This is a genomic window from Pseudoalteromonas sp. (genome assembly GCF_036960685.1).
Taxonomy (GTDB): domain Bacteria; phylum Pseudomonadota; class Gammaproteobacteria; order Enterobacterales; family Alteromonadaceae; genus Pseudoalteromonas.
The window spans coordinates 103223-122601 of sequence record NZ_JBALXK010000008.1 but is presented as its reverse complement, the minus strand read 5'-3'; the positions used below and the strand labels follow the sequence as shown (position 1 = coordinate 122601).

Genomic DNA, 19379 nt, shown 5'->3' with positions numbered 1-19379 from the left:
CTAATTGCTTCTCTCTTTATGGAATTTTATATGAACTTAACTGTCAGCCAGCGTATTTGGGGTGGATTTATATGTATCACCTTATTGCTTCTTTTAATTGGGGGGAATTCACTGCTTAGAATCGCAAACATTAATAATTCAGCGCAGCAAGTAAATCAATTATCGCTGCCAGCCTTAGAGCAAAGCTCAGAACTACAAGTTGAATTTATTTTAATCAGTAAAGCTGCACAAGCAAGTTTTTACACCGCATCAGCCGCGGAACTTGCGCCAATTCAACAATCTGTATTAGAACAAAAACAACGCTTTGATAAATCTTACTCGCAATTAAAGCAGGTTGTTCATAGCAATCCACAGCTTAATCAAAGTAGCCAAAACGTTGAGCAAACTTACAAACGCTTTATTAAATCAGTAGAAAATTTATTACAAGATAAAAGTAATCAACTAGAACTCAATAAATCGCTTCGCGCCCAACTGGAAGCTATTGAACTTGCGGCGGAAGACGCTAATTCTGTAGTTTTAGATATCATTGATATTGATGGCTTAGAAAGCAATGATAACAGAGCGTATCAAGCAGCCAATAAATTAGAAAATAACTTTTTATCGTTAGTAACAAATAGCACTGACATGCTGACAGTGAAAACTCAAAATACCTTAGATATCGTTAAAAATGAGCAACTTTATTATTTAGAAGAAATAGAGCGTAGCTTAAACCTTCTAAAACCTGCGGTGGAAGCTACAGAGCCGGGTTTATATAATGACCTAAATAATTACTTTGTCTCTATTCGCGATAACATTCTCGGCAATAATAGTATTTCGGCTAACAAAAAACGTTTAATCGATGTTATTGCCACTACCGAAGCTGAACTCGCTCAAGCAGAGCAAGCAACAACAACCGCATTAAAACAACTTAATGAGTTAGTTGGCCAAGCAAGTAATGTCGCTTTTGAGTTGCAAAAAGAAGTAAGCCGCGATGTTGCTGCTGCAAACCTTTGGACTTGGATTGGTATGATCAGCGCCACTCTGTTAGCTATCATTGTTGCTTATATTACGGTCAATCGCATCATCAAACCATTGGCTGAAGTTAATCGTATTCTTGATATCGTCGCCAGTGGCGATATGACACAGCGCCTTGATGACAGTGCCAAAGATGAATTTGGTGAATTATCGCGTAGCTGTAATACATTGATCACAAGTTTACGCAGCTTGATCCAAGGCATTATTTCTCGCTCTACACAGCTTGCTGCTGCTTCTGAAGAAACTTCAGCAATTACAGGTGAATCAAGCCAAGCTATTCGTAACCAGCAAGCGCAAGTAGAGCAAGCTGCAACGGCAACCACAGAAATGAGTAGCACTTCACAAACGGTCAGTAATAGCGCTCAACAAGCACTTAAAGAAATTAAAAACGCTGATAAAGAAGCAGATCGCGTTAAAGGTATTTCTAACCAAAATAAATCAACTATTGAACAACTTGCCCGTGAAGTTGAGTCTGCATCTAAAGTCATTAATAAACTTCATCAAGATAGCGCCTCGATTGGTAGCATCCTTGACGTTATTCGCGGTATTGCAGATCAAACCAACCTACTTGCACTTAATGCTGCTATTGAAGCAGCCCGTGCTGGTGAGCAAGGTCGTGGTTTTGCTGTTGTTGCTGATGAAGTTCGATCGCTTGCAAGTAAAACACAAGCCTCGACACAAGAAATTCAAGCTATGATAGAATCACTGCAAACAGGCGCTGAAGCAGCCGTAACGGCAATGTCGAAAGGGAAACAACAAGCTGATTCCTGTGTTGAGCAGTCCGATTTAGCCAATACAGCATTAGATTCCATCACCGCAGCTGTGGCCTTAGCTCATGACGTGAGTGAAGAGATCTCAACCGCAGCACAAGAGCAACAGCAAGTATCGCAAGAAATCAGTGAACGCCTTGAGTCAATTGTCGCGATTGCAGAACAAACGGCTGAAGGGGCAAATCAAACCAATATCTCCAGCTCAGAAGTGGCAAAACTAGCTGAAGAGTTACGTTTATCTGTGGATAAGTTTAAAGTCTAAGCGAACCCAATCCATAAAAAAGCCGTGCTAATTTTTCTAGCGCGGCTTTTTTATTAGTAAATAATTTCCTACTACTTATTCAAGCAGATATAAGCCAATAGACGTAAATTAATTTTTAGCTGGGATTTACTCCCTCTTTAATGAAGTGTATTATTTTGTGCTAACAAACTGACAACATTTTCGGGATCCAAAGCTAAATAGAATGTAACGCCATTATTAATAGGTACTCAGTTGTGTAACACCCCAAGGATTTTTAAACTGAAGTGAAAAACCGACATAAAGCATTAATCAACATAGTGTGTATTTATTGTATAGTTAGCAGTATAGATAGCTTTGCAAAATCAACTAATAAGCCTTTTTTTAAAGTCTCACCTACTGTGTGTATTACCGAAGCTAAACAAGCGTTATGTGAAGTTAATATCCAAGTCAATTTCATACTAGCTCCATTTAAAGAGCTATGCCTAGAAGTTTCCAACCGACCCCAGTACACCCAATGTTATACTCGCGACGGTCTAATCGAAGAAAGATTTAAAATTAATACAAATCGCTCTCTTAAAGTTCTACTCATTGATCCGCTAACAAACTTAGTTATCAAAGAACAAGAACTATCAATTGCCAGCTATGAAGCTAAGGATTACCGAATTAAGCGTCGCTTTGGCTGGAGTTTATAATTGCTATAATATCTAACAGTCAATACTGCTCTAAAAATGGTAAGTAATGCCCGCAAAACCAGAAAAATAGCCATTTTCATCAAGCATAGGGTTATGAGCAAGTTCGCTGTCTAGCCAGGTATGTTTAAGCTTCAGGTCGATACTAAACTGTTCGTTGATAGGGTATTCATAAACGACTTTAAGATGGTAGTTAACAGCGCTACTAATCTCATATTTAGGTAATCGGCTTAATGCCTCTAACTTACCTACAGTATAATAATACGCGATTAAATCTGTACTTTTATAACTAGCACCTAATTCAATACCCAATAAACCATCATAAAGTTTGAGCGATTTAAACGCATTGATTTGTGCTTCATGACCATCATGGACACCTGTTATATCCTGCATTAAGGAAAGCTCTAACCAGGTGCTATCAGCAATCTTGATACCACTAGACAATCCAGCTAAATAAGAAAGGTCACGCTTTATTGGTGTTAATGATACTGTTGGAGCTGATGGCCGTGTAGGTGCTTTAGGATTATCAGAGATAATTCCACTAGCAAACAGCTTATCAATACCGTCTAACTCAAAGAAAAAACCGTCATCATTAAAGCGCCCTGCTATATCTATATAGTAACTATCTGTTTCAACAAGGCTATAACCAATTGCAAAATTATCTATAAACCAACGATCACCATAATATGAAAAGTTAGGTAAAACTGGGGATGTGATATTTTTGGAATTCACCAAAGGGTTTTGAATACCGCCATAGCCGACAGTAATACTGGCATGTAATGTTGATTTTTTTATTAATTGTTGCTGTTTCAACTCATCTTTCGCACTTGCACTTGTGCATATAAAACACAGCAACCCTAAAAACCTCATCATTGTATTCAAACCACCTTAATTTATCAGCTTATTTAGAGAAGTGATGCAATTACTCAACATCAATTACAGTAACAATTTACAGAGCATATCTGCTACTTAAAAGTTTGTATAATAATTTAAATAGATAAGATAAAACTCCACCTCATTGCAATGTAACACAATGCACGAAAAATTAAATAAGCGGTACATTTTGCTACATTAGTAAGCTATTAGCACTAACCAGTATATCATTGATATATCATTAAAATATAGGAAACCGCTACTAATATTAATTTTCGTATATGCGAAAAAAGGGCCCGAATGGGCCCTTTGTTACATAACACACTTAGGGGAGTGATTATTTACGTTTTACAGTACGACGTCTTAATCCTGCAAAACCTGCCATCAACACGGTTAACCAAGCTAATGAACCGCTTGAATCATCATTATCTTCTGGCTCTACAACCTCAGGAGCGGCTGTCACTGACACTTGCATGCTTTGCGATACACTCTCGCTGCCATCGCTTACTGTCACTGTATACACATAATCACCCGGTACTAGACCTGAGATTTGTGTACTCGCTGCAGTTGGCGTTGCAATGCTACCTGGACCTTCCCATGTAAAGCTCAGCTCATCACCATCTAGGTCTGTCGCTGACGCTGTTAACGTTGGTACTTGGTCTTCACGAACATAGATATGCGTTTCGCTTAGCTCAACAACAGGTGCATCATTCACTGCATTCACTGTTAATGTGAATGTCGTTTGTGCAACCGCTGTCGGCTCATCTGCATAAGCAACCATAACTGTTACTTCAATGTCACCATTGTAGTTTGCATTTGGTGTTAGTTTTAGCATTGAACCTGTTTCATGGCCCATCACTTCAACACTTGCGTTACTTGCCATCGCTGTAATAACGGTTTCTTTACCTAGTTGATTATCAAAGTTCACGGCTACTTCTGTGCTGTTATCTTCATCAACTGATAGATTTGTTATCGCATCAATCGCTAAGCGCTCAGCAACTGTCACTACTGTTACATTTACTGTAGCTGTTGCTTCAAGTTCACCATCTGACACTGTTACTGTAAACGTGTGCTCACCTGCCATAAGACCTGATACTGTGGTCATTGCTGCTGTGGCATCTGCAATCACGCCATTTCCTGACCATGCAAAGGTAATCTCATCGCCGTCTGGGTCAACTGATGTTGATGCATCTAGCGTGACTACTTCACCTTCAGTAATAACCACATCCGTTGTAGCAACTTCAGCCGTTGGTGCATCGCTAACACCGGTAACTGTCAATGTAAACATTGTACTTGCTGCATCTGTTGGGTTTTCAATATCTGATACCACAACTTCTACTGCAATCTCACCAAAGAAGTTATCTGCTGGTGTTAACGTTACCGTATCACCATCAACTGTATAGCTGGCGTTATCTGCAATGATTGAAACTTGATTCTTCGAGTTCATTTCATCAATGTAGCTAACATCAAACGTAATAGCGGTTTCTTCTGTGGTAGTCATATCATTCAATGGCGCAACCGTGATGTTACCCGGTACTGATACCGTTTTAGTCACAGCTGTATCTGCCATGCCTGACATTGATGTAGTCGCTGTAATTGCAAGGTTTTGACCTGATGCTGAAGGAAGTACTTCTGCCCATGCCGTTACTTCAAATTTTGATGACTCTGGGCCTACGTAATCCATACAAATGATGTAGTCGTCTTTTATAACTTCATCTAAGTTGTTATACGCTTGGCTATCGCCTTTGTGGCCATTTAACGGGCCCCATAAATCCCACATGCCTTTAAAGCCTTGTATACCAATACTTCCCTGACCTTGGGTACTGCCAAAGTCTATATTGTCATAGGCAAAATAGATTTCGTGCTCATTTTTACCAAAGCGTGTATTGGCATTAAATAACACTTGAAAGTCAAAGCTATTGTCTCGCTTAGTATAAGTGATCTGACGTGTCTGAGGGTCTTGCGCTATATCGCCATAATCAGCGGCGTTATCCCATTCAACAATAGCCCAACCGGAGGCTGTACTGGCCATTGAGATACCTTCATTAACCGATAAGCCAACTGACATCATGTCTTTAACTTTCAAACCGGTATCTTTAGAGTTGTATTCAGCACGCCACAATGGTGCTAATACTTCATTGGGGAAGGTATTAAATGGTAAACGAGAATGCCCTGTGCCTCTAATTGGTGCACCAGAAAAGTCGACCATACCATTACCTTTGATTTGTATTAAAGAGCCTGGTACGTTGCTATCCTCAGTATTGTTATACAAGCTGAAGGCATCATAGTAACCTCCAAATAACGTATTTAATGGGACAACCCAACCTCTGCTATATTGAATCATTCCTCTGTCATCAAAGCCACTCAGTGACGGATTAATGCCAAACTCAGATAAGTTAATATAGCCACCTGGGTTACTATTGCCTAAATCTGGCAATTTACACATTTCGTCTGTGATGTTATTGGTGACAATATAGTCAGCCGATAAATCTGATGTATCTTGCTGCACACCTGAAATAATAACTTTACCGTCAACAACCTCTGTACTTACCTCACTAGCACTGCCAACAAGTACATCGCTAGGACGAACGCTTAAACCCTCAGGAATATCAAGCTCGAATGAGAAATCGCGATCTTGCCCTGAGTTATTGGCTAATACTTCAAAAGTGAATGGTATGCGGTCGCCCACTTTAGCAGTTGAATTAGGAACATCTAAGTTAACCGCATCAACACCACGTTCAATTTTCAATGGTACTGAGCCAATATTACCTACATTAACAGCAGATGTGCCTACATCAATCATTGAATAATAAATGGCATCTGGTTCCATTGCCATATCCCAATTGATAGTCATATCAACGGTTTCAACACCATCACTACCCGGTAGTGTTACGTCAATTTCATCTGCGTATTGATCAGTGACCACAGCAAATGCAACATCAAACGTCTCTTCAACCCCTTCTTGACCTGGATCTTTTGAGTTATAGATAACAGCCCAATATTCACCTGATTCTGGGTTGTTGATATTACAAAAGTTTTTGTAAAGTACATGACTTGATACACATAGGATCTCATCTTGCGGTTGAATAATACCATCACCGTTGTAATCTTTACCGATGTAAACGTTTGGATTGCCTCGATTATGAGTGCCTTCAAAAGGTGATTCAATACCAACAACTTCAACAGTAAAACGCTTAGCATTTGCAGGCACTGTTACAAATTTAGTGGCCGTTGCTTCATCTAAAATATCATCTGGGTTAACGTCATCAGTGCGGTTCATTGCCCATGGGAAAACTTGGTCACTATCTTTAGGTATTACAAAGGTTTCAACAGTTGCTTTAACTGGCTTATAAGCCTGAGCCACAGGTGCAGCCACATTTGGTAAGTTTACATTATTAACGACAAATGAACCTTGGTCTGCATGCGCTGTTGTTTTCACCGATGATGGAAGGTCGCCACGATCATATTTAAACACCACTGGCCACTGCGCATCAGGAATGTCAGCCTGTTCAGCCTTGAAAGTTAGTCGGCTATGCAATTCAACTTCTGCGTTACTAAACCAATCTTGGGTGTCCATAATTGATGCTTTAACAATAATGGTTTGGCTCTCGCCTTTTTTCAGGCTGAATGTGCTTGGCTGAACTTCAATGTTAACGCCATTTTGTGCCGATTGCTGGCGACTATCAAAGTTCCAGTTAACAACATCATCATGACTTACTGACCATGTGCCGTCTTCTGTTGCAGTGATTGTACGTATCCACTGACATTCAGGTTTACACGAGAAGTTAACTAAGTTAGGTAAGTTTAACTTATGTGGCGTACCACCGTTGTATGGATCAGCAGCTAAGAAGTTATCTGCGCTTTCATCCATTACAAAGCCGGCTTTGGCAGCGCTTGCAACATTCACTCGGCCAGTACCCGCACGGTATGTCTCAGCTTTTTCAATATCACCTGTCGCATTATTTAGACGGCGATACTGCACCACGTTATCTGCGGTCATTAGTAACGCAGATTGAATTTGCGCTGGCGTCCATTCTGGATGGATTTGACGTAGCAATGCCATTGAGCCGGCAATATGCGGCGACGCCATAGAAGTACCGCTTATTGCGATATAATCTTGACCATTTGGTGTTGGTAAGAACGGATGTTCATCTGAATAAGCAGCATAAATATTAACGCCTGGCGCTGAAATTGCCGGCGCTAAAATTTCTTCATTTTGATATGAAGGACCACGAGATGAGAAGTCAGCTAACCAATCTGCGTCATCACTGTTTACACGGCGCTCAATTACCGTCGGTTTAATAGTAATTTGATGGCCTAGCTCTGAATAATGATCTACCCAATCTTCTAAACCTTGTGCAGGAGAAACACCATGCCATTGATCATAGGTAAAATGTACACTTGGTAGCTCATAGCTTTCAGAAACTGTGCCTTGATCAGCCAGTTTATTAAACATAATAAAGCCATCAGCACCACCGGCTTTAATGTTTGTTACTTTTGCCGTACGCGCATTAGCAGCAGGATCAGCGGGGTCATGGCGCTGACAAACAACGATTACATTAGTACTACCATCGGCAGCACCTGGGATAGCTGTGCCATCTTTGAAGAAATCAAACGCGCCTTCAGGGTATTCTGTTACACAATAGCCATTGTTATCTTTGTCGCCATTGATATCTTCATAATCTTTTGCCCAAACAACGACACCGGTAATTTCATCAGTGTTGATTGAACCTCCGACTAAGCCAGTTTCAGACCAAGAAGGTATTTCAGAACCAAGAGCTGGGTCGATAAAGCCAGCAAACTCAACCGCAGTATCCACGGCAATTGTACGACCATGCGTTGTTGCAGCAACTTGCGTAAGCCAAGGTGATGAATTATCTAAATAACCAAAGCACTCCGCACCACACGCTTGACCATTATTACCCGCTGCGGCTGCGACACTAATGCCCGCTTCACGCGCGGCCAAAAATGCAAGCTGTACCGGGTCAGCCCACACGTTAGAATCTGCACCACCGATTGAGAAATTAAGCACGTCAACACCATCAGATATTGCATCTTCAATACCTGCAACAAGTGCTTCACCTGGGCAACCAGAATACTGTTCACTACTTGGGTAACAGACTTGGTAAGAGATAATGTTTGCGTGCGGTGCTACACCTGATATTTGTGGGAACAATGCTTCTTTTAATACCTTACCATCAGACTCTTCGCCATCCCCTGCAACCATGTAAGGTACGTCATATAACACGTTACCAGCAGCTGTAGAGGCAACATGCGAACCATGTCCTTGATAGTCTTCACCAATCGCAGGCCAACCAGGGATCATAGCTGAATATGAATCTGTAACAACATCATATGAGCGTACACCAATGAGTTTATTATTACATTGCACCTCATCAGGCTCTTCGACACAGTCACCTACATAATTGCCAGCACCAAATGGGTTTGTATGTTCATAACCGTCACCACCAACAGCTGCAAATGAAGGATGATCAGAGTTAATACCGGTATCGATAATACCGACGATTTGTCCTTCACCTTTACCTTGAATGCCACTTGGTACACTAGTGCCATCCCAAACTTTATCGGCGCCAATATGGGTTGGGCCTTCATCTGACAGTAAGTCATATTTTTTAGAGCGCATAACCGATGCAACAGCACCAAGCCCAGCAACTCTTTTTGCTTCACTTTCTGTCATTTTGACAGAGAAGCCATTTAACGCTTTAGTAAACTGACGACGAATTTCCGTACGACCAGTTGCCGCGGTAACGCTTTGCATTACAGTTTGTTGTTTTGTTAACAACTGGTTTTGATAATCAATAACAGCTGTGGTTGTAGCTTGGCCTTTTTCAAACAATTTGCTCACACCTTGGTTGCGCATAGTACGCGCTAATGGTGATGCAAAATTTTGTGCCTCTAATGCAACCGAATTATCTTTTAGCTTTACAATATAAACATGCTCACCATCAAGACCTTCGTCTTGAAATTTATTACCTTGAGAATTTAGCTGTACGTTCAAACCATCGTTTTGCAACATGGTTGACGAGCTTACATCTTGAAATTTAGCGGTAAGTTTTTTTATATCATCAAATGTAGCATTGATGGCTTGCGGCGTATTGGAATCAACAATTTGAGTATTTGCTGCGTGAAGAGCACCGACACTACAAATAGCTGCAGCTACGGCAACTGATACAGTTTTGAGCTTCATGGAATTTCCCTAGATTATTGTAAATTATTATTCAATAAAGCCGCATATTTACGGCCTTGTGCTTACAATATAACCATACGCAAAGTTAAAAGTCGCAAACTCGAATGTAGCTTTTTGTACACCACATTAACAACTGAAACAAAATCACTGTACAGCCGTAACAAGACATTAAACATACTGAGTTCAACTTAATGCTGTGGAAACTAAGGAAGGGTTAAGGGTTACAGCACTTCAAACTTAAATTAAGCATGAAAAAAGGGCCCGAATGGGCCCTTTGTTACATAACACACTTAGGGGAGTGATTATTTACGTTTTACAGTACGACGTCTTAGTCCTGCAAAACCTGCCATCAACACGGTTAACCAAGCTAATGAACCGCTTGAATCATCATTATCTTCTGGCTCTACAACCTCAGGAGCGGCTGTCACTGACACTTGCATGCTTTGCGATACACTCTCGCTGCCATCGCTTACTGTCACTGTATACACATAATCACCCGGTACTAGACCTGAGATTTGTGTACTCGCTGCAGTTGGCGTTGCAATGTTACCTGGACCTTCCCATGTAAAGCTCAGCTCATCACCATCTAGGTCTGTCGCTGACGCTGTTAACGTTGGTACTTGGTCTTCACGAACATAGATATGCGTTTCGCTTAGCTCAACAACAGGTGCATCATTCACTGCATTCACTGTTAATGTGAATGTCGTTTGTGCAACCGCTGTCGGCTCATCTGCATAAGCAACCATAACTGTTACTTCAATGTCACCATTGTAGTTTGCATTTGGTGTTAGTTTTAGCATTGAACCTGTTTCATGGCCCATCACTTCAACACTTGCGTTACTTGCCATCGCTGTAATAACGGTTTCTTTACCTAGTTGATTATCAAAGTTCACGGCTACTTCTGTGCTGTTATCTTCATCAACTGATAGATTTGTTATCGCATCAATCGCTAAGCGCTCAGCAACTGTCACTACTGTTACATTTACTGTAGCTGTTGCTTCAAGTTCACCATCTGACACTGTTACTGTAAACGTGTGCTCACCTGCCATAAGACCTGATACTGTGGTCATTGCTGCTGTGGCATCTGCAATCACGCCATTTCCTGACCACGCAAAGGTAATCTCATCGCCGTCTGGGTCAACTGATGTTGATGCATCTAGCGTGACTACTTCACCTTCAGTGATAACCACCTCAGTTGTAGCTACTTCTGCAACTGGTGCATCGCTCACACCTGTCACTGTTAGCATAAACGTGGTGCTGGCTTTATCTGTTGGGTTTTCGATATCTGATACCACAACTTCGATTTCAGTTTCACCAAAGAAGTCTGCTACTGGTGTAATTGTGACTGTTTCGCCATCCACTTCATAAGTTACATCTGCTGAAATGACCGAGATTTCATTCTTCGAATTCATTTCATCGATATGATGAACATCGAACGATACTGCAGTTTCTTCTGTGGTAGTCATGTCATTCAATGGCACAACCGTTATATTGCTCGGTACTGATACTGTCTTGATGACCGTTTTATCAGCAGTACCTACCATTGACGTAGTCGCAATAATTTCAAGGTTTTGACCTGATGCCGAAGGAAGTACTTCTGCCCATGCTGTTACTTCAAATTGTGATGACTCTGGGCCTACGTAATCCATACAAATGATGTAGTCGTCTTTTACAACTTCATCTAAGTTGTTATACGCAATATCAACAGCCAATGGGCCATCTAAAGCACCAAATGTACCAACTAAGCCTTTATAGCCTTGCAAGCCAATACTGCCTTGCGGTCCAGTGCTACCAAAGTCAATATTATCGTAAGCATAGTAAATTTCGTGCTCATTTTCCCCAAAGCGCGTATTAACATTAAATATTACTTCAAAGTCAAAACTGTTATCACGCTTATCATACGTATACTTACCGCTATCCCGATCATAATTACCATTACCATAGTCAGAAGCGTTATCCCACTCAATAACAGCCCAGCCTGATGACGTTGTTGCTAATGAGATACCCTCATTAGCCGATAAGCCAACCGATAACTCATCCTTTAGCGTTCCAGAGTCGGTGTTATAGTAGCCACGCCATAATGGCGCAAGGATTTCTGGTGGATAAAACTCTGTTGGGAATTGCACATGTTGAGGCTGAATTAAACGCGCTGGAACAGGACCAACTGCACCCATACCTTTTATTTCAAGATGACCTGTAGAAACATTTGATACACCATCATTGTTATATAGTGCATACGAATCATACTGACCATTAAACAATGTATCGATTGAGATAAAATGACCCATACGGTAGTTAGATAACCCCGTATCTGTAAAGCCCGACAGCATTGGCGAAATACCAAACTCAGAAAGGCTTACATAACCCCCTGGATTACTGTTACCAAAGTCAGGTAGACGACACATCTCATCAGTGATGTTATCCGTTACAATATAATCCGCTGCAATATCACGGGTATCTTTTTGCATCCCACTGACAATTATTTTATCGCCAGTAACTTCAATATTAACACCTTCGTCAGTCGAACTAAGTACTGAGTCGCGGCTAACACTTAAGCCTTTAGGAATGCTTAACTCAAACGAGTAATCACGGTCATACCCTGAGTTATTAGCTAAGACTTCAAAAGTTAATGGGATTTTTTCACCCACTTTCGCTTTCTCAACTGGTGCATCTAAGTGTACAACATCATTGCCACGGTCTAAACGCAGTGGAATAGTGCCAATGTTGTCAGGGTTAACTGCTGAAGTACCAACATCGATAAGTGAATAGTAAACATCACCTTGATCCATTGCCATATCCCAATTAAGGGTCATATTGGCTGGTGTAGTCCCGTTACTAGCAGGCAGTGATACATTAAGGTTACTCGCGACCTCGTCTGTTACCGTAGCAAACGCAACTTCAAATGTTTCTTCTACCCCTACATAACCCAACTCACGATCATTGTAAACAATAGTCCAATAGTTACCCTCTTCTGGGTTATTGATATTACAGAAGTTCTTTATTATTGGCGCGGTTGAAGCACATAATATTTCGTCTTGTGGCTGAATAATACCATCGCCATTGTAGTCTTTACCGACAAAAAGAATCGCGTTGCCCCGGTATGTAGTCCCTTCAAGCTCAGACTCTATATCTAAGACTTCAACAGTAAAGCGCTTAGTGTTAGCTGGAACTTGATTAAACTGAGTATAAACGGCTTCATCTAAAAGCTCTTCTGCTGGGAAATCACCTTCAGCCGCACCTAATTGCCAAGGGAAAGTTCTATCATCATCTTTAGGCAGCGTAAGTGTTTTAACATCTGCCTTAACAGGCTGATATGCTCTCGCTACGGGTGCTTCTGTATTAGGTAACTGTAGACCTTTTGCTATATATTGACCTTGCTCGCTATGAACATCAACTTGCATTGATGATGGTAAGTCACCACGCTCATATTTAAACACTAATGGCCAATGCGCGTCTGCTAGCTCAGCGTTATCTGATTCAAACATCAAGTTAGTATGCAGTTCAACTTCAGCGTTGCTGGCAACATCTTGCGTATCCATGATTGACGCTTTAACTATGATGGTTTGTGTTTCGCCTGCTTTTAAGCTAAATGTGTTTGGAATAACTTCAATATTGACACCGTTTTGCGCTGCCTGGTTATTCATGTCTAAGTTCCAGTTAACAACATCACCGTGTGTCACATTCCAGGTGCCATCTTCAGTAGCCTTGATAGTACGAACCCATTGACACTCAGGTTTACACGAGAAGTTAACCAGGTTTGGCATATTCAGTTTATGCGGCGTGCCACCATTTGCTGGATCTGCAGCAAGGAAGTTATCAGCCGTTTCATCCATTACAAAGCCTGCTTTTGCAGCGTTTGCAACATTGATACGGCCCGTGCCTGCACGGTATACTTCGGCGATATCTACATTGCCGGTCGCGCTATTTGTACGGCGATATTTAACAACATTGTCTGCCGTCATTAATAGTGCAGATTGGATCTCTGTTGCAGTCCATGTAGGGTGAATTTGACGTAATAACGTCATCGAACCCGCCACATGTGGTGACGCCATAGAAGTACCACTGATTGACGCAAAATCTTGGCCATTTGGTACTGCAGCAAACACTTGTTCATCAGAATAAGCGGCATAAATATTAACACCAGGCGCAGCCACTGCTGGTGCTAAAATATCAATATTTGAATATGAAGGGCCACGAGATGAGAACGGTGCTAACCAATCCGCGTCTTCTTCATTAACACGACGTTCAATTACTGTCGGCTTAATTGTGATCATGTGACCTTTTTCACTTGAGCTATCAACCCAATCTTCTAACCCTTCGTCTGGGAATACTCCATTCCACTGGTCATAGGAAAAATGAACGCCAGGTAATGAATAGGCTTCAGGAACGGTCGTTTGAGCTTTATCTTCATTAAACATGATAAAGCCATCAGCACCACCGGCTTTAATATGATCAATTTTTGCAGTACGTGCATTCGCCTCTGGATCTGTTGGTATATGTCGCTGACAAACAACAATAACATTGGTACTACCATCAGCCGCACCAGCTATTTCAGTGCCATCTTTATAGAAGTTAAATGTTGCTTCAGGGAAATCAGCAGTACAATACCCTTTACTGTCAGTTTCACCATTTACATCTTGGTAATCTTTCGCCCAAACAACCACACCGGTGATTTCTTCGTTATTGATTGCGCCACCAATAAGGCCTGTTTCTGACCAATCAGGTACTTCTGAACCAAGCTCAGGAGCAATAAAGCCCGCATGTTCAATCGCCGTTTCAACCACGATACTACGTCCGTGCGTTGTCGCAGCAACTTGAGCAAGCCAAGGTGATGAGTTATCTAAATAACCAAAACATTCAGCAGCACCACACGCTTGACCACTATTACCTGCTGCAGCTGCAACGTTAATACCTGCTTCACGAGCAGCTAAGAAGGCTAGTTGTACTGGATCGGCCCAAATGTTTGAATCGGCACCACCAATCGAGAAGTTAATTACATCAACACCATCGGCAATCGCATCTTCAATACCTGCAACTAACGCCTCTCCGGGACAACCAGCATACTCGTCACTGCTTGGGTAACATACCTGATATGAAATAATATTAGCATGCGGTGCGACACCTGAGATTTGTGGGAATAGCCCACCTTTAAGGACTTTACCATCCATTTCATCGCCGGTGCCGGCAATCATGTATGGTACATCATAAAGCACATTACCTGCTGCTGTTGATGCTACGTGTGAACCATGACCGCCATAATCTTCACCAATTGCAGGCCAACCTGGGATCATTGCTGAATATGAATCAGTCACCACATCATATGAGCGCACACCAATCAGTTTGCTATTACACTGCACTTCATCTGGTTCTTCAACACAGTCACCAACATAATTGCCTTCGCCAAATGGATTAACATGGCTATAACCATCAGCGCCTACAGCAGCAAATGAAGGATGATCTGAATTGATACCAGTATCTATAATACCAACGATTTGGCCTTCACCTTTACCGTTAATACCACTTGGCACGCTCGTGCCATCCCACACCTGATCCGCGCCAATATGTGTAGGCCCTTCGTCAGACAATAAATCATATAATTTTGAACGCATCACAGATGCAACCGTGCCAAGTTCAGCAACACGCATTGCTTCACTTTCAGTCATTTTTACTGAGAAACCATTCAGCGCTTTAGTAAACTGACGACGCATTTCTGTACGCCCAGTTCTTGCCGTTACACTTTGCATTACTGACTGTTGTGTTGTTATTAATTTATTTTGGTACTCAACAACAGCAGGCGTTGATGCTCGGCCTTTTTCAAATATTTTAGTAACACCTTGCGTGCGCATAGTGCGCGCTAATGATGAGTCAAATGTTTGCGCTTCTAGTGCAACTGAGTTGCCTTTAAGCTTAACAATATAAACATGCTCGCCATCTAGGCCTTCTTCTTGGAACTTACCTTGTTGTGCGTTGATTTGTACATTTAAGCCATTGTTTTTAAAAATTGTTGCTGAATCTTGCGTTAAGATCTTATTCGTTAACGCTTGGATTTCAGCCGCTGTAGTATTAGGTGCTTGCAGCGTGTTTTCACCCACTGTTTTAATATTCGCAGCTTGCAATGCCCCTGCACTACAAATAGCGGTTGCAACAGCAACCGCAACAATTTTAAGTTTCATACATTTCCCCTGAGTGATTGTAAAAGAAAAAATAATTATTCAATAAGCATGAATATCCATTTCAACTTAATAGACTTATTCAACCACAAAGGAGCTCATAAATAATTCAACTTCATGTAGCATTTTGTACACATAGTTAACAACAAAAACACCTTAAACAGTTAAAAACCCGCGAGGTAGCTAAAAAATCAATAAGTTAGCAAACACACAGAAGAATAATACATATATAAAAAAAATAAAATTAAGAATATAAAATTCAATCGAGCACACAGTAAAACGCATATTTATTGCAAATAGCTGTTTAATTTTTGATTTGCTTAACAGCAACAACTGACAAGGCAGCTATTTTAATAAATAACCATAAAAAAACCGAACATTGACAATGCAACATTCGGTTTTTAGAAACGGTTTAAAACGAGGATTTATGCAGCTGGATATTCGCGGTACGCACGTTCAATATTTTTTGCCTGCTTTTTAGAAATACCTAAATGCGCAAGCGCTACACGTAAACGTGCACGCGATAGATCTGAGCCTAAAATCTCCATGGCATCAAGTACTGACGTTGATGACGTTTTACCAGTGATAGCCACAAAAATCGGTTCTAAGAAGTCTTTGATCTTCAATTCATGGAAAGTTGCTACAGCTTTTGCAACTGCAAAAATTTCTGGCTTTTGCCAACTACGTAAACCTTCAAGCTGCCATATAAAGAACTGTAAAGCTTGACGAATTACATCTTCATCGGCTTTACCAGCAGTTAATAGTGCTGGATCGTAAGTTGGTATACCACCAACAAAATGCCCTGCTAAATCAACCATGTCTGATAGAGTATTAATACGTGTTTTCGCTTCAGGCAAAACCTTAGCTAGCATGGCACCATTAAATTTCCAATCTACAAAGCGTTGGATCAGCTCTTCGTCAGAGAAATTTTCGCGGATCCACATGCCGTTTAACCAGCTTAGTTTATCAACATCAAATACTGGACCACCGAGTGATACACGTTTCATATCAAAGTGTTCAATCATTTCAGCAAGGGTGAACTTTTCACGCTCATCTGGCATTGACCAGCCCATGCGGCCTAAATAGTTAAGCACCGCTTCTGGCAAGTAACCCATTTCTTTATAGTAATTTATAGAGGTTGGGTTTTTACGTTTAGAAAGCTTTGATTTATCAGGGTTACGTAATAATGGTAAGTGCCCTAATACTGGCGCTTGCCAGCCGAAATCTTCATATAATTTTAATAGTTTAGGTGCTGAGTTGATCCACTCTTCACCACGGAAAATATGGCTAATTTCCATGTGGTGATCATCAACCACATTGGCTAAGAAGTAGGTTGGGAAACCGTCAGCTTTTAACAGCACTTGCATGTCTACGTTTTCCCACGGGATCTCAATTTCGCCACGTAAGTAATCGTTAAATTTAAATGTGCCTTCAGCTGGAATATTCATACGAATAACATAAGGCTTACCAGCGGCTAAGTTTGCTTTAACTTCGTCATCACTCAGTTTTAAACCGCGACCATCGTACTTAGGGCGCAGACCTTCCGCCATCTGCTCTTCACGCATTTGGTCTAGTTCTTCACTCGTGGCGAAACAATAAAACGCCTTGCCATCATCAACAAGTTGATGAGCATACTTTTTATATAAATCGCTACGCTCAGATTGACGGTACGGGCCAAACTCACCACCCACATCAGGACCATGATCCCACTCAAGCCCTAACCAACGTAAGCTATCCATGATCGCTTGCTCTGATTCTGGTGTGCTACGCACTTGGTCGGTGTCTTCAATACGAAGGACAAATTCACCACCTTGTTGCTTAGCAAAACAATAGTTGAATAAGGCGATATAAGCGGTGCCAAGGTGCGGGTCACCAGTAGGTGACGGCGCAACACGAGTACGGATTGTCATGGTTATGTTCTCTTTCAATGGACAATAAAATATGCGCTAAATGCTAACATAGCAAATGCACTTTCAAAATGAATATTAAGCTGCCGCTTTATTTAAGTAAGCGATAATATCGTTTGATTCATATAACCAAGTGACTTGATTATCTTGTTCAATACGCAAACAAGGCACTTTTATTTTGCCACCTTGCTCAAGCAGCTCTTGACGATATTGCTCGTTATTCTTAGCATCGCGAGTTTCAACTTTTAAGCCTTCACGCTTAATCGCACGGCGTACCTTTACACAAAAAGGGCACGCTTTGAATTGGTATAATTTAAATTGAGCGGTAAGCTGATCTAACTGTTGTTGCTCATCCGCAGGGCGTTTTTTACTGCGAGGAGTAAATACAAAATCAAAAAAGAGGATTAAACTACCTAATAACCAACGAACTAATTTCATCAACTGAGCCCTGTTTACAACGATTTAAGGGCGTGGATTTTAGCACAGTTAAAGCCACTGCAAAAGATTCAAAAAAGCTCTATGCCATCATCACTGGCAATATCATCCACTAAGTTTAGATCGCTATAAGCAGTAACTTGATTCCGACCGTTATTTTTCGATTCATACAGTGCTAAATCTGCTTTATGTACTAACGATGCAACCATATCAACATAATTGAGCTCTAAGAAACCAGCGCTAACCGTCAATGAGCCTATTTGGGGAAAAGGATATTCGGCAATATTGGCTCGCAAGCGGTTCAGTGCATTGTGGGCAGCATGTTCGTCATGACTTTGAAATAACACCGCAAACTCTTCACCACCATAACGAAAAACATAGTCTTCAAACCGGAAATTATTTTTTAGCAACCGCGAAACTAATAAAATAACTTCGTCTCCAATGACATGACCAAAGTTATCATTCACACGCTTAAAATGATCGATATCAATGATTGCTAAGTACCAAGGCTGCAATTGTCCCGAATGCTCTTCATGAGCTAAAAATTCATCACTGGAAATAAGCTCAATCACTTTTTTATCAAACGTTTGCCGATTAAGTAACTCTGTTAAAGGGTCTAACCGTGATTTATGGAGCAAGGCTAATTGATTAGCATAAACATTTAAAATATGCAGTGCTAACACGCCAATGCCTTCGGGCAAATCGTCTTTTGATTCAACTATTAATAGGCCAATAACAGTGCCTAAATAATACATCGGCACATACGTTGTAACGCAGCCAAATGCACTGCTCACACGTACTTTATTTTTGCTTACTTTATCTAACAGGTACATCACTTCATCAGACGAAAGTCGTTCTATTTGACTGTCTGAATTGAGTAAAGTAGGAGGGATTTGTGGATCGAAATGTTTATTAATATACAGCGCAAATACTTTGACTTCAGACAGGCCTGAAACAGCAGTGATAAGCGCAGCATCTAAAGGCTGTTCTTCGGTTTGTTGCGTTAAGAATACAATCCATTCATGTCCGCAAGGGTTTGCTATCATCTAAACCAACCTAAACAAATACATAA

Annotated in this window: 8 protein-coding genes; 2 read left to right on the top strand and 6 right to left on the bottom strand. The window is 41.0% G+C overall.

Translation table 11 applies throughout. The features are described from left to right. Positions 1 to 30: 30 nt before the first annotated feature. Both V7783_RS09060 and V7783_RS09055 read left to right on the top strand, forming a co-directional pair. Complete coding sequence (locus V7783_RS09060; protein WP_335678456.1) at positions 31 to 2046, top strand: methyl-accepting chemotaxis protein; 2016 nt, start codon at positions 31 to 33, stop codon at positions 2044 to 2046. A gap of 263 nt (positions 2047 to 2309) precedes the next feature. Then, on the top strand, positions 2310 to 2717 hold the full coding sequence (locus tag V7783_RS09055; RefSeq protein ID WP_335678455.1) for a DUF3019 domain-containing protein: 408 nt from the start codon (positions 2310 to 2312) through the stop codon (positions 2715 to 2717). A 30-nt stretch (positions 2718 to 2747) separates the two neighbouring features. On the opposite strand, the gene V7783_RS09050 is transcribed toward V7783_RS09055, so the two are convergent. The 6 genes from V7783_RS09050 to V7783_RS09025 all read right to left on the bottom strand — a co-directional run bounded on the left by V7783_RS09050 (position 2748) and on the right by V7783_RS09025 (position 19353). Next, positions 2748 to 3587, bottom strand: a complete 840-nt coding sequence (locus tag V7783_RS09050; protein ID WP_335678454.1) for a MipA/OmpV family protein — start codon at positions 3585 to 3587, stop codon at positions 2748 to 2750. A gap of 337 nt (positions 3588 to 3924) precedes the next feature. Next, on the bottom strand, positions 3925 to 9795 hold the full coding sequence (locus tag V7783_RS09045) for a S8 family serine peptidase (protein WP_335678453.1): 5871 nt from the start codon (positions 9793 to 9795) through the stop codon (positions 3925 to 3927). A 302-nt stretch (positions 9796 to 10097) separates the two neighbouring features. Then, entirely contained in the window at positions 10098 to 15968 is a 5871-nt protein-coding gene (locus V7783_RS09040; protein ID WP_335678452.1) for a S8 family serine peptidase, read from the bottom strand. 422 nt (positions 15969 to 16390) lie between these two features. Then, the gene (gltX, locus tag V7783_RS09035) at positions 16391 to 17875 is read right to left on the bottom strand and encodes a glutamate--tRNA ligase (RefSeq protein WP_335678451.1); all 1485 of its coding nucleotides are present in this window, start codon (positions 17873 to 17875) and stop codon (positions 16391 to 16393) included. Positions 17876 to 17950: 75 nt separating this feature from the next. Continuing rightward, a complete protein-coding gene (locus V7783_RS09030; protein WP_335678450.1) occupies positions 17951 to 18310 on the bottom strand; it encodes a glutaredoxin family protein in 360 nt (119 codons plus the stop codon). 68 nt (positions 18311 to 18378) lie between these two features. Further along, positions 18379 to 19353 carry a GGDEF domain-containing protein gene (locus tag V7783_RS09025; protein ID WP_335678449.1) on the bottom strand — a complete coding sequence of 325 codons (975 nt, stop codon included), beginning with the start codon at positions 19351 to 19353 and terminating at the stop codon, positions 18379 to 18381. Positions 19354 to 19379: the final 26 nt, after the last annotated feature.